The sequence below is a fragment of the Paenibacillus sp. BR1-192 genome (genome assembly GCF_029542445.1).
Taxonomy (GTDB): Bacteria; Bacillota; Bacilli; order Paenibacillales; family Paenibacillaceae; genus Paenibacillus_AQ; species Paenibacillus_AQ lautus_A.
In genome coordinates, this window is sequence record NZ_CP120718.1 from 4,796,585 (window position 1) to 4,811,488 (window position 14,904).

Here is a 14,904-nt window from a genome sequence, read left to right on the forward strand (position 1 = left end):
ATCGGGCTGATCTCCTGATGACAGACCTGTTTAGGATTGCGAATCTTGCCATGCCCGGATTCCCAGAGCCAATGCTCCGCATAACCCGGACTGAGTGCCTAATACTGGGGGAACTATATAATGTTCGATATCATGTACAATTTCGTCGGCAAGCACATATCCGTTCAAATTGCGCCTCACCTCTGAACGAATGAGGGGATACAGCTGAGCCTGCTGCATAACGCCGCCGCCCAGTATGATCTTCTCCGGGGAATTCGTCAGAATCAGTCCGGTGATGGACTGCGCTATATAATAGGCTTCGATTTCCCAAGCGGGATGGTCGGCCGGCAGCAGATGTCCTTTCAACCCCCATCGGGCTTCAAGCGCCGGTCCAGCTGCCAATCCTTCCAAGCAATCGCCATGGTAAGGACAGGTTCCTCCAAAGGCATCTTCGGGATGGCGTTTCACGGGAACATGCCCGCCCTCCGGATGTACCAATCCATGAACCAGCCGGCCTTCGGAATAAAGGCCGATCCCAATACCTGTACCCACCGTATAATAAGCGCAGCTGTTCAGCCCCTTGGCCGCTCCCCAAGTCGCCTCGCCCAAAGCAGCTGCATTGACATCCGTATCCCAGCCAAAGGGAATATCCATATGCGACTTCATGTTACCGAGGACATTGATCTGCGACCAACCATGTTTCGGTGTTGACGTTACATACCCGTATGTCGGGCTCTCCGGCTTCAGATCGATGGGTCCAAACGATCCGATGCCAATGGCTTCCACCTCATGATCCTGGAAATAGGAAATGGCTCTGGATAATGTGCCCTCCGGCGGTCCTGTCGGAAAGCTGATGCGATCCTCGACGATTCCGTTTTCATTCCCGATACCGCAGACAAATTTGGTGCCGCCCGCTTCCACTGCTCCAATACGCATAACGCCGAATCTCCTTATTACTCATTCATCGTACTTTTACTGGCCACTAGATGAAGAAAACTCATAGACTTGCAGGGACTCTATCACCTTCCGGCCATCATCGGCAAATACGGTTATTCCCGTTGAAGCAGGATCAGGATAAATCAAATCCGTGATCACCGCCTGCCCGCGATCCGCGAACAGTTCCACGGACGAACGATCCACGAAAATCCGCATCTCCAGAATAGAGCCCGATGTCTGCAGCGGTGCCGAATGCTTGCCCGGGAAATCCTTATGGAAATCCGCCTGCCCTGAACGGCTGCGATCCACGTAAACCTCGGCAGCTCTTGCATCCCAGCCAACCAAGGTCTCTTGCCCTAATCCTGTCCTTACTTTCAAACCAAGCGAAAATGCAGCATCAAAGCGGACAAGGATCTCGCTGCTCTCCAACTGCAGATCGGCTAACCGGACAGCGGCTTCATCCACAGCGATACCATGCAAGGAAAGCAACTCGGTGCGGTGCGCTTCCATTTCTCGAACCGGCTGCTGCGTTAGCATGACTTCGCCTTCCAGCGTCTCCAGCTTGAGTTCCCGGACCAAGGTCATGGCTCCCCTCCAACCATCCGTTGGCGTCAGGTTTGCGTATTTCCAATTGCTCATCCAGCCGATGAACAGCCTTCTGCCATCCGCTGCCGGAATGTCCGACCAGCTGACCCCGGCATAATTATCTCTGCCGTAATCCAGCCACCGCACTTCACTTTTGGAGCGTTCATCCGGCATAAACGTTGTCCCGTCAAAATCTCCAATGAAATATTGCGTCCTGGAGCCCTCGACGAAGGCCGGATCATCCCCAATGCTGACAAGCATGACCCATCGCACTCCACTGTCTTCCGTTGCAAGGGGGAACAGGTCCGGACATTCCCAGACCCCATCATGAAATCCGATGCCCTCTCCAAACTCGCTGGCAAATACCCATTCCTTTAAGTTTGAAGATCGATAGAGACATACCGTCTGCCCGCATGCCACAATCATCACCCACTGCGACGACGGCTCATGCCAGAACACTTTGGGATCCCGAAAATCAACATAGCTGTCATGGCTAAGGACCGGATTGCCGTCATACTTCGTCCACGTTCTTCCTTCGTCCTTGCTGTACGCCAGGCTTTGGTACTGCATCATTTGCTGAGCGCCCGGCACATCATGATGGTGCGTGAAGATCGCCACAAGCCCGGGCTCTTCGTCGAAAAATCCGCTGGTATTGTCCCAGTCCACAACCGCACTGCCTGAGAAGATCGTGCCATGCTCATCCGGCGCTAACGCAATGGGGAGCTCTTTCCAGGAAACCAGATCCTTGCTGACCGCATGTCCCCAGTGCATGGGTCCCCATGTGGTGCCAAATGGGTGATGCTGATAAAACAAATGGTATTCCCCATTAAAATAGACCATGCCGTTAGGATCATTCATCCAGTTCTTCTGAGGTGAAAAATGGTAGGCATTCCGATAGTTTTGCTGTTCCGTGTTCGTCATTTGTGATCTCCTTCATTATCGTTATCATGGATTTACGACCGTACTTCAACGATATGCAGGAACGGCCGCTCGATTCCACTCGGTTACTTCATGTTTCTGTCGTATCCCGTTTGTTTGATCGTCAGCCACTCCTGAAGCCCAAGTCGATCCAATTCCTTCAGATAAGCATCCCATTCCTGATCTACTTTTCCATTCTGATACCATTCGGTGCGCATTCTTTCCACGTAAGGGAACAAGTCCGCTTCAATCGTGGATAAGCGATCCAACTCGTCGATGGAGAAGAATACTTTCGGGTATGTATTCTCCGCTTTCATGTGCGGTACCATGACGTCTTTCATGAGTTTGAGCCTCCACGCCGCATCATCCGGCATCGTGGTGTATTTTCCATAATACTCGTCTAGGATCGCAAGCGGCCCCGCGATGCTTGTTTTTTGTCTAAGCTCTACCGGAGCCGTGCCTTCAAGCGGAAGGTGCTTCAGCATCCCTTTGGCTTCATCCAGCTCAAAAATATTCTGCTGGGTATCGTCGCCGTAAGTTCCCCAGTTGTTCTGAACCGATTGGAGCGGTTCATACATGGCATCTATCCATTTTGCCGTTTCTTCCAGCTTCTTGTTGCTGCTGGTAATGACCAATCTTCCCCGGTCCAGTCCGATTCCGTTCGTCCTCGTTACATTGATCTCGCCGGTTGGCCCTGCAAGTGGCGGCATCAGATCATACGTATCATTCATGCCCGTGATGTTGGCTTTATCCCACGTAAAATACATGCCGTACCGATGGTCTTTTCCCTTGGCCAGGTAGGTATTCCAATCCTGCTGGAATGCTTCGATGTCGATTAATCCCTCTTCATACAATTCGTGAATGAATGCTATGGCTTCCTTATATCCTTCCTCTGCGGCGGTGAACACCACCTTGCCGTCATCCGTAACAACGGTGTGATCCCAGTTCTCGCCCAAGCCGAATGAAGCAAACAGGAATGTCAGATCTTCGCCGCCCGGCTTATTAATGAAGGAAAGCGGTATTTCGTCAGCCTGCCCGTTGCCGTTCGGATCTTGGGTTTTGAACGCCTTTAATACGGTTTTCAGCTCTTCCGTCGTAGTTGGCATATCCAACCCCAGGGCGTCGAGCCACTCCACGTTAATCCATGGGAAGTTATCCACCGATTGAATCCGCTCTTTCCCTGAGCCCAACTCCTCGATCCATGGAAAGGAATAAATATGCCCATCCGGCGCCGTAATCATGTTGACGTATTCCGGTGCTTCCTCCAGCACTTTTTTCAGATTGGGCATATGCTGTTCGATTAAATCCTCCACGGGAATGATGACTCCGTCCTTTGCCAGCTTCAGCAGATCGTAATCTCCGTACCCCGCATCGAAGATGGCATCGGGCAAATCTCCGCTCGCTACGGCCAGATTGCGTTTTTCCGCAAATACATCGCTTGTATAATTCTTCCACTGGATGTGAATGCCCGTTTTCTCCTCTAGGCGCTTGTTGATCAGCTTCTCGTTAGGGTCGGCAGGAGCCAGCGGCGAACTTTGCGTCAGGACGTTCAAGGTGACTTTACCGTCCGGCGACTCATTTGAGGCTTCCCCGCCCTTGCCGCACCCGGACAAGAGCAGCACGGCTGCCAGAGCTGTCAGGGTTACCGCTTTTTTACGGTTATGTTTCTTGGATCTCTTCGTATTCATATCAATGACCTCCCGAATCCTGTATTTGGATAACTATGTTGAAGCGGCCCGCTATTTGAGAGAGCCTACCATAACACCTTTCTCGAAGTACTTTTGGAAGAACGGATACATAATCAATAGCGGAAGGCTGGAGATCACGATCGCCGAATATTTAATCATTTCCGAGAGCCGTTTCAGTTCCGCCATCGCAAGCTGGTCGCTGATCATGCCCGGCGCAGCCTGGTTTTGAATGAGAATCGATCGTAGAACGAGCTGCAGCGGGTGCAGCTTGGGATCGTCCAGATAGATCATGGCATCGAAGAATGCGTTCCACTGGCCCACGAAGGCATACAGCGCGAGCACAAAGATAATGGGTTTGGATAGCGGCAGTACGATCCGGACAAAGATTTTCATATCGGAAGCCCCATCCACATTGGCGGCCTCTTTCAATTCATTCGGCACTCCTTTGAAGAAGGTTCGTGACAAAATGATGTTCCACACATTCACCGCGCCGGGGATGATCACGGCCCATACCGTATTGAGCATGCCAAGCTCCCTTACAAGCAAATACGTAGGGATTAGTCCGCCTCCGAAAAAAATGGTGATAATGAACAACGTCATGAAAAAATGGCGTCCGGCCAGCCGGTTCTCCGAAAGCGCGTATCCCGCACAGACCGAAACCGTTACCGTGAGAAGCGCAAATGCCGTCGAATACAAAACGGCATTGCCAAATCCGCGGAGCATCGCGGGATTGGACAGAATCATCTGATATCCTTCCAGGCTCCAATCGGAGATTTTAAAAGATAGTCCTTGATTCAGCAGCACGGTGGGATCCATGAACGAGGCCACCACAATGTAAACCAAGGGAACGACAACGACCAGTACGGCAAGCGTTAAAAAGATCGCGTTTAATGACAACAGAAAGCGGTCGAAGCGAGAATGTTTGACGGCCATGAGTATGACTCCTTTCCTAGTAGAGGCCTTCGCCTTCATTGAGTTTTCTGACAATAAAGTTCACCGTTACGAGCAAAATGACATTGATGACGGAGTTGAATAAACCAACGGCTGCCGAGTACGCATAATCGCCTGACTGTAAGCCGACCTTGTACACATAGGTAGCGATAATCTCCGAAGTAGGAAGATTCATCGAGGTTTGCATCAGATACGCCTTTTCAAAGCCTATGGACATAATGCCACCCGCCGCCAGTATGAAGACGATCGCCATAATCGGCCTAATCGTAGGCAGATCGATATGTCGGATGCGCTGGAGAAGGTTAGCTCCGTCCAGGCTGGCCGCGTTATGCAGCTCGGGGTCCACATTCGCAAGAGCAGCTACATAGATGATGGAGGCCCATCCGGCACCCTGCCATATATCTGATAGAATATAAATCCACCTGAAGTATTCCGGCTGCGACATAAACATCAGCGGACTTCCCGTCATCCAAATGACCAATTGATTGATCGGCCCCGTCGGGGACAAGAAGATAAACAGCATCCCGACAATGACGACCACCGAGATGAAATTGGGCGCGTACAGGAACAATTGAATATTTTTCTTGACTGCCGCTTTGCGAACCTGGTTTAACATGAGCGCAAGCAGGATCGGCACCGGAAAGCTAAAGATAAGACCAAAAAAACTCAATTTAAGCGTATTCATAAAAATGACGTCAAAATTTGGCGAGGCGATAAATTTTTCAAAATGCTTGAGCCCGACCCACTCGCTCCCGAGGATTCCTTTAATCGGGCTGAAATCCTTAAATGCGATAACGGCACCGTACATCGGAACGTACTTGAAAATAAGGGTCAATATAAGCGCCGGGGCCAGCAGTATGTACAGAAAATAGTTTTTCTTGATGAAAGTGAGCGTTCGACCTGCGGAGCTCCGTCCCCTGATTACCCCTGCCCCCTGATTGGCTGGTTCCACTGAATGTCTCAAACCTGTTCCCCCGTTCTTTCTAGAGAAGTTTACATATTGCTTACAGAAAAGGCTTTCATTTTTCACTTATGTTGAATGTCGCTTTTACAATTTATCAAATGATGTAACATCAGTCAATAGTATTTGTAAAATTTAATTTGTGCAATTGACAACATTATTTGTTCATTTATTTCCTCTTCCATTCATAAAAATGAGCAACAGAAGCTCTTTTCCTTATAAAGTTGGAAGGATTTATTATTTTTTTCCTTGTTAGATGATGTTTCAGCCAATATAAATAAATGGCAACCAGGAAAATGACAAAACCTCTTCTGTTTAAATGTTAAATAGATTGTGCATTTGTAAAGTCAAGGTTGCTATTTGGGCTAATCTATTATACATTTGATTTAAGATATTCAGAGGTCATAAGCGACTGGAAGAAACAGCGGACCTTCGCATGAACTTGATCATTTGAGGTGAAATCAGATACATGACGAAAGAAAAAGTCACAATTCAAGATATTGCCGATGCACTGGGGATCTCCAGAAACACGGCATCCAAGGCTCTGAACGGAAGCGAAAGTATTCCGGACGAGACGCGCAGCAAGGTTATCCGAAAAGCGATTGAACTGAAATACAAACAGTTTGCTTTTATGGAGACGGACAATCTGCTGACCAAAAACCCGGGAAACATCGCTCTTCTGACGGCGAATCTCCCAAGCACCTCCCATTTTGGCTCGCGATTAATCAGCGGGCTTGAGAAACGAATCAGCGCGGAAGGATATAACCTGTCCATTCATATTGTCCGTGACATCGATCGAAGCTCTCGGACGCTGCCTAACAATTTTGAATCCTCCAAAGTGGATGGCATCATATGTATCGAGTTATTTGATATGGACTACAGCAAGGAGCTCACAAGCCTGGGCCTGCCTACCGTATTTATCGATTGTGCCGCTGACATGTTCTACCCGGACTTGCAGGCGGATTTGCTTCTGATGGAGAATGAACACAGCACCTGTCATATGACCAAGCAGCTCATCGAGCAGGGCAACGCATCTTTGGGATTCATCGGGGACATCCGGCATTGCAAGAGCTTTAACGAACGCTGGGTGGGATTTAATCGGGCTTTGACCGAGATGGGGGTCCGGCTGGATCCGGAACAGTGTGTCCTAAACCCGGATCGTGAGTTTTTCTCCGAGTCCGACTGGATGGAGAAGCGGCTGAAACAGATGAAACAGTTGCCGTCCGCTTTTGTATGCGCCAATGATTTTATTGCGGTCAATGTGATGAAAGCCTTGAAGAATAGCCATATCGCCATCCCCGGCGACATTGCCGTATGCGGCTTTGATAATGCGCCTGAATCGCGCATCGTTGAACCCCATTTATCAACGGTACATATCTATAGCGATGAAATGGGAATTGCTGCGGCTAATATGCTGTTGTCCCGGGTGAAAGAACCGGCGCTGCCCTATCAAGTCACCCATATCCAAACCAAGCCGATCTTCAGGGCATCGACCGAAAAAACAGACTAGTTTTATCCTTTTTAAGAAAAAAGAACCGTTCTGCCGGTATTCGGCTGAACGGTTCTTTCGGTTTAATGGGGTGGGAGAGACAGTGCATTCTCCCTTAAACGAATCAATAAGGCGATTCCATGGAATACCGCCCAAGCTTCCCTGCGCGAAGCTCACGCAGGAATAAGCTTGAGGCTTTTTCCAGATCGACTCTTCCGCCGCTTACGATGCAGCCGCGTTTTCTTCCGATCGCCTCCATGACCGCGACGATTTCATCCGGGTTGTCCAGATCCGTCGGGCGCTCCTTCAGGTCAAAGCGCTCGCTCATCGTTTCCCAGTAATAGTTGGCGAAATATTTGATCGCAAAAAAGGCAATATCCTCTACGTTCAATATTTCCTCTTTGATGGCACCGGTTACCGCTAAGCGGTATCCTACATTCTGATCCTCGAACTTCGGCCACAGAATACCGGGGGTATCCAGCAATTCCATCTCACCGCCGGCCACCTTGATCCACTGCTGCCCTTTCGTGACGCCCGGACGGTCTCCCGTCTCCGCGATGTTACGACCGGCAAGCCGGTTAATCAGCGTGGATTTTCCAACATTCGGTATGCCGACAATCAACACGCGCATCGCTCGCGGGTTCATGCCCTTGGCGATTTGTTTGTCGATCTTCTCTTTCAGCAGCAGCTTAATCTGGTTCGGAATATCCTTAACGCCTGTCCCCGTGGATGCATCGACGGGAAAAGCCGTCAGTCCGTTTTCTTTAAAATAGGCCTGCCATTGCCTTGTAACCTCAGGATCGGCCAAATCGGCTTTATTCATAATAACGAGCCGCGGCTTGCCCTGCAAAATCTCGTCGATCATCGGATTTCGGCTTGAGAGCGGAAGCCTCGCATCGATCAGTTCTATAACGGCATCGATCAGCTTCAGCTTCTCCTGAATTTGACGGCGCGCTTTGGTCATATGTCCAGGAAACCATTGTATTGTCAAACGTCGTCACCTCTACTTTGCTCTGCAAACTTTCATCGTTTCTATAGCGCCATGCGGCTGGCTAATGGTTGATGAGCCCTATGTCTTTAATCGGCCAGAAAATCAAGTCTGCTCGACCGATAATATCCCCCAAAGGAACATATCCTATCATTCGGGAGTCGGTACTGTTGGAGCGGTTATCCCCCATCACGAACACATGGCCCTCAGGGACAACGCCGTCCTGAACAAACGAGTTCGGAAAATCCGTGTTATTGTATAATCGATTTTCAGCATGGGCTTGATCAATTGCTTCCTGTATGTAGGTTTCATTCACAGGTTCCCCGTTGACAAGCACTTTATCGCCTTCCACTTTAACCGTATCACCGGCAACCGCGATCACGCGTTTAATGAAATCCCTGCCCTCGTCAGGAACATGGAACACGATAACTTCGCCACGCTCGGGTTTGCGGATATCATATAAAATCTCGTTGACGATCAGCTTCTGATTCGAAACAAAGTTAGGTTCCATCGATGGTCCCTGCACAATAAACGGTTTAAAGAGAAGCCAGCGAATGAGAACGACGAGAACCAGCGCAATGAGAAGAGCCTTCAACCATTCTACAAGCTCGTTCTTAGCCTTTTTGGCCGGTTTCCCCACGTTGGTTTCAATGGCCTCCTGGTGTTGATCTTTCTCCATAATCCACCGTCCTTCCCTATAGATCGCTTTCGCATGATAACGATTTTTGGATATACAAAAGGGGCTTGTATATACGCACAAGCCCCTTTTACCGCCTTGTAATTAACGACGAATTTCTTTAATTCTCGCTGCTTTACCGCGCAGTTCACGAAGATAATAAAGCTTCGCACGACGCACTTTACCACGGCGAGCCACTTCGATTTTATCGATTTTAGGCGAGTTGATTGGGAAAGTTCTTTCCACACCAACACCGTAAGAAATTTTACGAACGGTAAAAGTCTCACTGATTCCGCCACCGCGACGTTTAATTACTACACCTTCAAACAACTGGATACGCTCACGAGTTCCCTCGATAACCTTAACGTGTACTTTTAAAGTATCACCAGGACGAAAGCTCGGAATATCTTTACGAAGTTGTTCTTGAGTAATCGCTTGAACGATATTCATCTAGGACTCCCTCCTCTCACACAGGTGTTCTTGCATCTTCCGGAAACTCTATGTATTTCCTTCATTATCCGCAGCGGACCACCGTATTCACAACAAAAGAAATAGTAACATATTTTGCTGACTGAATCAAGTATTTTATCTTTACACCCTCTCTGTAAATCCGATTAACGCTCACTGGTCTTGAAAAAACCACTTCCAGCATGAAGATCATGCCGGAAGCGGTTAGGCTGAACTTAATTTACGTTTTCTTTCGAGTCGTGCAAGCCTTTGTGACGCTTGCCATAGTACTCAAGAATGTCGTCTACCGTTTGGAATTGGACTTCTGTATGGTTTGTTTCTTCTATTTTTGCTTCCTGTTGTTGTCGATGTTCTGTCATGACAAGATGCCTCCCAGTCTCTCAAGTGTTTCTCCAGATACATATTACCCACCGAAGGCGACGATGCATCAACCATATTAAAAAAATTGACACTAAAGTATACAATACTGGGCTATGAGCCAATTCTAAAGATAGAAATTCTTGCACCGGTCTGAGGAGCTGTGATCGACTTGGTTGTTGGTGATAAATTATAAAGCCCAACGGTATTACCTGCACTTAAATTGATGACGGCAGATCCTGAAACTTCGGCGTTGGTTGAATTGGAGTTCATGTTCGCCGTATTTGTCGTATTACCGTTAACAACAATTCCGAAAGTATTAGGCGCCGTCGAACCCGTTTCAAGCGATATCTGCCAGTCAAAGTAGTAGAAGCCAGCTGTCACGATGGTCAGCGTCGTGGTACCGTTAAAGGTTACACCTTGAAGTGTGCTTGTTGAAAAAGTAACCGGTGAATTGGTAGCCACATTTTGAGCGACTCCATTGCTGGCATAGATCACACTACCTCCCACAAGGGTTGTGGAGCCGGTTGGACCCGTCGGGCCTGCCGGACCTGTTGCACCGGTTGCTCCCGTTGCTCCTGTTGCTCCTGTTACTCCCGTTACCCCCGTTGCTCCTGTTGCCCCTCTTTCTCCTGTTGCTCCTGTGGCTCCGGTTGCCCCTGTTACTCCCGTTGCTCCCGTTGCCCCAGTTACTCCTGTTGCTCCCGTGGCCCCCGTTGCTCCTCTTTCTCCTGTTACTCCTGTTGCTCCCGTTGCCCCTGATGCTCCTGTTACCCCCGTTGCTCCTGTTACCCCTGTTACTCCCGTGGCTCCGGTTGCTCCTCTTTCTCCTGTTGCTCCTGTGGCTCCGGTTGCCCCTGTTACTCCCGTTGCTCCCGTTGCTCCTGTGACTCCCGTTGCCCCCGTTGCTCCTGTTGCCCCTGATGCTCCTGTTACCCCCGTTGCTCCTGTTACCCCTGTTACTCCCGTGGCTCCGGTTACTTCTCTTTCTCCTGTTGCTCCGGTTGCACCCGTTGCACCAGTTACTCCTGTTGCTCCTGTTGCTCCGGTGGCTCCTGTTACCCCGGTTGCCCCTGTTACTCCAGTTGCACCTGTCGCTCCTGTTACCCCAGTTGCTCCTGTTGCTCCTGTTACTCCTGTTGCTCCTGTTGTTCCTGTTGTTCCTGTTGTTCCTGTTGTTCCTGTTGTTCCTGTTGCACCAGTTATTCCTGTTGCCCCGGTTGCCCCTGTTGCCCCGGTTGCCCCTGTTACTCCTGTGGCTCCCGTTGCTCCTGTTACCCCTGTTACTCCCGTGGCTCCGGTTACTCCTCTTTCTCCTGTTATTCCTGTGGCTCCGGTTGCCCCTGTTACTCCCGTTGCTCCCGTTGCCCCCGTTGCTCCTCTTTCTCCTGTTGCTCCCGTTGCTCCTGTTGCTCCCGTTGCTCCTGTTGCTCCCGTTGCTCCTCTTTCTCCTGTTGCTCCCGTTGCTCCTGTTGCTCCCGTTGCTCCTGTTGCTCCCGTTGCTCCTCTTTCTCCTGTTGCTCCCGTTGCTCCCGTTGCACCAGTTACTCCTGTTGCTCCGGTTCCTCCTGTTACCCCGGTTGCCCCTATTACTCCTGTTGCTCCCGTTGCTCCCGTTGCCCCTGTTACTCCAGTTGCTCCCGTTACCCCCGTTGCTCCGGTCGCCCCTGTTACTCCAGTTGCTCCCGTTACCCCCGTTGCTCCGGTCGCCCCTGTTACTCCTGTTGCTCCTGTTACCCCTGTTACTCCCGTGGCTCCGGTTGCTCCTGTTACCCCTGTTACTCCCGTGGCTCCGGTTGCTCCTGTTACTCCTGTTGCTCCTGTTGCACCCGTTTCTCCTGTTGTTCCGGTTGCTCCGGTTACCCCGGCTGCTCCTGTTGCACCAGTTTCTCCTGTTGCCCCTGTTACTCCTGTTGCTCCCGTTGCTCCGGTTGCGCCAGTTACTCCTGTTCCTCCGGTGGCTCCTGTGACTCCCGTTGCTCCTCTTTCTCCTGTGGCTCCTGTTGCACCAGTTATTCCTGTTGCCCCTGTTGCTCCGGTTTCACCAGTTACCCCAGTTGCTCCTGTCGCTCCTGTTGCTCCCGTGGCTCCTGTCTCTCCAGTTGCCCCCGTTACACCTGTCGCTCCCGTTTCACCTGTAGCTCCGGTAGCACCGGTTGCCCCTGTTCCCCCCGTTACTCCCGTTGCCCCAGTTTCTCCTGTTGCCCCTGTTACTCCTGTCGCTCCTGTAGCTCCTGTTGCTCCTGTCGCTCCTGTCGCTCCAGTTACCCCAGTTACTCCTGTATCTCCGGTTGCTCCCGTTGCACCCGTTGCTCCTGTTGTTCCTGTTGCTCCTGTTGCACCCGTTGCACCCGTTGCACCTATTGCACCCGTTGCTCCCGTAGCTCCTGTTACTCCTGCCATTCCTGTGGCTCCTGTTACCCCAGTTGCTCCCGTGGCTCCCGTTGCACCAGTTACTCCTGTCGCTCCTGTTACCCCAGTTGCTCCTGTCTCTCCGGTGGCTCCTGTTGCGCCAGTTTCTCCTGTTGCCCCCGTTGCTCCCGTGGCTCCGGTCGCTCCCGTTACACCGGTTGCTCCTGTTGCTCCGGTGGCTCCTGTCTCTCCGGTGGCTCCCGTTGCTCCTGCTGCACCAGTTTCTCCTGTTGCCCCTGTTGCCCCTGTTTCTCCCGTGGCTCCGGTTGCTCCCGTGGCTCCTGTTACTCCAGTTGCTCCCGTTGCTCCGGTTCCACCAGTTACTCCTGTTGCTCCTCTTTCTCCTGTTGCTCCTGCTGCTCCGGTTGCTCCTGTTACCCCCGTTGCACCTGTTGCACCAGTTTCACCTGTAGCTCCGGTTGCTCCCGTGGCTCCTGTCTCTCCGGTTGCTCCCGTGGCTCCTGTCTCTCCGGTTGCCCCCGTTTCTCCTGTCGCTCCCGTTTCACCTGTAGCTCCGGTAGCACCGGTTGCCCCTGTTCCCCCCGTTACTCCCGTGGCTCCCGTTGCCCCAGTTGCTCCGGTTGCCCCTGTTACTCCTGTCGCTCCTGTTGTTCCGGTTGCTCCTGTTGCCCCTGTTGCTCCTGTTACTCCTGTAGCTCCTGTTGCACCGGCTGCTCCCGTGACTCCTGTTACCCCCGTTGCTCCTGTTGCTCCCGTGGCTCCTGTCTCTCCGGTTGCCCCAGTTACACCTGTCGCTCCCGTTTCACCTGTAGCTCCGGTTGCTCCGGTTGCCCCTGTTGCCCCTGTTCCCCCTGTTACTCCTGCCGCTCCAGTTGCTCCGGTTGCCCCCGTTTCTCCTGTGGCTCCTGTTGCACCAGTTGCTCCGGTTGCTCCTGTTACCCCAGTTGCTCCAGTTGCTCCAGTTGCTCCTGTTGCACCCGTTGCACCTGTTGCACCAGTTTCACCTGTAGCTCCTGTTACTCCTGTAGCTCCTGTAGCTCCTGTTGCTCCTGTTGCTCCAGTTGCTCCTGTTACACCCGTTGCACCTGTTACTCCTGTCGCTCCCGTTTCACCTGTAGCTCCGGTTGCACCGGTTGCCCCTGTCGCCCCCGTTACACCCGTTGCTCCTGTTGTTCCGGTTGCTCCGGTTGCTCCCGTAGCTCCTGTTACTCCTGCCGCTCCTGTGGCTCCTGTCTCTCCGGTGACTCCCGTTGCACCCGTGGCTCCTGTTGCACCAGTTTCTCCGGTTGCTCCCGTGGCTCCTGTCGCTCCTGTTACCCCAGTTGCTCCTGTCTCTCCGGTGGCTCCTGTTGCGCCAGTTTCTCCTGTTGCTCCTGTGGCTCCGGTAGCACCGGTTGCCCCTGTCGCCCCCGTTACACCCGTTGCTCCTGTAGCTCCTGTAGCTCCTGTTGCTCCTGTTGCTCCTGTTGCTCCTGTTGCCCCTGTTACTCCTGCCGCTCCCGTTATTCCTGTCGCTCCTGTTACTCCTGTGGCTCCCGTTGCTCCGGTTGCACCAGTTACTCCTGTTACTCCGGTTGCCCCTGTTACTCCTGTTACTCCCGTCGCTCCTCTTTCCCCAGTTACACCTGTTGCTCCCGTGGCCCCCGTTGCTCCTCTTTCTCCTGTTGCTCCCGTTGCTCCTGTGGCTCCTGTCTCTCCGGTGACTCCCGTTGCACCCGTGGCTCCTGCCGCTCCCGTTGCTCCTGTCGCTCCTGTTACTCCTGTTGCCCCTGATGCTCCTGTTACCCCCGTTGCTCCTGTTACCCCTGTTACTCCCGTGGCTCCTGTTGCTCCCGTTGCTCCCGTTGCTCCCGTTGCTCCTCTTTCTCCTGTTGCTCCTGTGGCTCCGGTTGCTCCTGTTACTCCGGCTTCTCCTGTTGCCCCTGTTACTCCTGTGGCTCCCTTTTCACCTGTAGCTCCTGTTGCCCCTGTTACTCCTGCCGCTCCCGTGGCTCCTGTTTCACCAGTAGCTCCTGTTGCACCCGTTGCTCCTGCTGCACCAGTTTCTCCGGTTGCCCCTGTTGCTCCTGTTGCACCAGTTTCTCCTGTTGCACCAGTTTCTCCTGTTGCTCCCGTGGCTCCTGTTGCACCCGTGGCTCCGGTTGCTCCCTGTTGCTCCTGTTGTTCCGGTTGCTCCTCTTTCTCCCGTTGCCCCCGTTGCTCCTGTTGCACCGGCTGCTCCCGTTGACCCTCTTGCTCCTGCTGCCCCCGTCGCTCCTCTTGCGCCTGCTGCACCCGCCGCTCCTCTTGCACCTACCGCTCCTCTTGCTCCTCTTGCTCCTCTTGCTCCTCCTGCACCCGTCGCCCCTCTTTCTCCCGTCGCTCCCGTTGACCCCGCTGCCCCAGGGACACCCGGTACTCCTTGGGCACCTGTAGCTCCAGATTCGCCCGTCGGTCCCGTTAGATCTTGTACATTTTCAACGAAATCCTGCATCATCATACTTTGAACGCTCTCGGCACTTATTCTTGAAACAGATAACAAAGAAAACAACAACC

General features: G+C 52.2%; 11 protein-coding genes. 1 reads left to right on the plus strand and 10 read right to left on the minus strand.

Annotation, left to right across the window (positions count from 1 at the left end; translation table 11 throughout):
- Positions 1 to 30 precede the first annotated feature (30 nt).
- The 5 genes from P0X86_RS21435 to P0X86_RS21455 form a co-directional block, all read right to left on the minus strand.
- Positions 31 to 915 carry an ROK family protein gene (locus tag P0X86_RS21435; RefSeq protein WP_192571263.1) on the minus strand — a complete coding sequence of 295 codons (885 nt, stop codon included), beginning with the start codon at positions 913 to 915 and terminating at the stop codon, positions 31 to 33.
- Positions 916 to 951: 36 nt separating this feature from the next.
- Complete coding sequence (locus P0X86_RS21440; RefSeq protein ID WP_277746401.1) at positions 952 to 2,421, minus strand: glycoside hydrolase family 32 protein; 1,470 nt, start codon at positions 2,419 to 2,421, stop codon at positions 952 to 954.
- Between the two features lie 83 nt (positions 2,422 to 2,504).
- Positions 2,505 to 4,106: an ABC transporter substrate-binding protein gene (locus P0X86_RS21445; RefSeq protein WP_192571261.1), complete on the minus strand. Its 1,602-nt coding sequence runs from the start codon at positions 4,104 to 4,106 to the stop codon at positions 2,505 to 2,507.
- Positions 4,107 to 4,157: 51 nt separating this feature from the next.
- The gene (locus P0X86_RS21450; protein ID WP_009590918.1) at positions 4,158 to 5,039 is read right to left on the minus strand and encodes a carbohydrate ABC transporter permease; all 882 of its coding nucleotides are present in this window, start codon (positions 5,037 to 5,039) and stop codon (positions 4,158 to 4,160) included.
- 16 nt (positions 5,040 to 5,055) lie between these two features.
- A complete protein-coding gene (locus tag P0X86_RS21455) occupies positions 5,056 to 5,979 on the minus strand; it encodes an ABC transporter permease (protein ID WP_254777959.1) in 924 nt (307 codons plus the stop codon).
- A gap of 508 nt (positions 5,980 to 6,487) precedes the next feature.
- On the opposite strand from P0X86_RS21455, the gene P0X86_RS21460 reads away from it, so the two are divergent.
- Positions 6,488 to 7,528, plus strand: a complete 1,041-nt coding sequence (locus P0X86_RS21460) for a LacI family DNA-binding transcriptional regulator (RefSeq protein WP_096774534.1) — start codon at positions 6,488 to 6,490, stop codon at positions 7,526 to 7,528.
- A 103-nt stretch (positions 7,529 to 7,631) separates the two neighbouring features.
- On the opposite strand, the gene ylqF is transcribed toward P0X86_RS21460, so the two are convergent.
- From ylqF to P0X86_RS21485, 5 genes are all read right to left on the minus strand, one after another.
- Positions 7,632 to 8,498, minus strand: a complete 867-nt coding sequence (ylqF, locus tag P0X86_RS21465; protein WP_192571259.1) for a ribosome biogenesis GTPase YlqF — start codon at positions 8,496 to 8,498, stop codon at positions 7,632 to 7,634.
- 61 nt (positions 8,499 to 8,559) lie between these two features.
- Positions 8,560 to 9,174, minus strand: coding sequence for a signal peptidase I (lepB, locus tag P0X86_RS21470; RefSeq protein ID WP_036663956.1), 615 nt, complete (start codon positions 9,172 to 9,174; stop codon positions 8,560 to 8,562).
- Between the two features lie 102 nt (positions 9,175 to 9,276).
- Complete coding sequence (gene rplS, locus P0X86_RS21475) at positions 9,277 to 9,621, minus strand: 50S ribosomal protein L19 (protein WP_015736355.1); 345 nt, start codon at positions 9,619 to 9,621, stop codon at positions 9,277 to 9,279.
- 233 nt (positions 9,622 to 9,854) lie between these two features.
- Positions 9,855 to 9,998 carry a hypothetical protein gene (locus P0X86_RS21480; RefSeq protein WP_176502426.1) on the minus strand — a complete coding sequence of 48 codons (144 nt, stop codon included), beginning with the start codon at positions 9,996 to 9,998 and terminating at the stop codon, positions 9,855 to 9,857.
- A 112-nt stretch (positions 9,999 to 10,110) separates the two neighbouring features.
- Positions 10,111 to 14,661, minus strand: coding sequence for a collagen-like protein (locus P0X86_RS21485; protein WP_277746402.1), 4,551 nt, complete (start codon positions 14,659 to 14,661; stop codon positions 10,111 to 10,113).
- Between the last annotated feature and the right edge of the window lie 243 nt (positions 14,662 to 14,904).

Bases quoted from the DNA above. Each gene is read 5' to 3' on its own strand.
- P0X86_RS21480 (WP_176502426.1), bottom strand. From the start codon at position 9,998: ATGACAGAACATCGACAACAACAGGAAGCAAAAATAGAAGAAACAAAC.
- P0X86_RS21460 (WP_096774534.1), top strand. From the start codon at position 6,488: ATGACGAAAGAAAAAGTCACAATTCAAGATATTGCCGATGCACTGGGG.
- P0X86_RS21450 (WP_009590918.1), bottom strand. From the start codon at position 5,039: ATGGCCGTCAAACATTCTCGCTTCGACCGCTTTCTGTTGTCATTAAAC.
- P0X86_RS21440 (WP_277746401.1), bottom strand. From the start codon at position 2,421: ATGACGAACACGGAACAGCAAAACTATCGGAATGCCTACCATTTTTCA.
- P0X86_RS21445 (WP_192571261.1), bottom strand. From the start codon at position 4,106: ATGAATACGAAGAGATCCAAGAAACATAACCGTAAAAAAGCGGTAACC.
- P0X86_RS21435 (WP_192571263.1), bottom strand. From the start codon at position 915: ATGCGTATTGGAGCAGTGGAAGCGGGCGGCACCAAATTTGTCTGCGGT.
- rplS (WP_015736355.1), bottom strand. From the start codon at position 9,621: ATGAATATCGTTCAAGCGATTACTCAAGAACAACTTCGTAAAGATATT.
- lepB (WP_036663956.1), bottom strand. From the start codon at position 9,174: ATGGAGAAAGATCAACACCAGGAGGCCATTGAAACCAACGTGGGGAAA.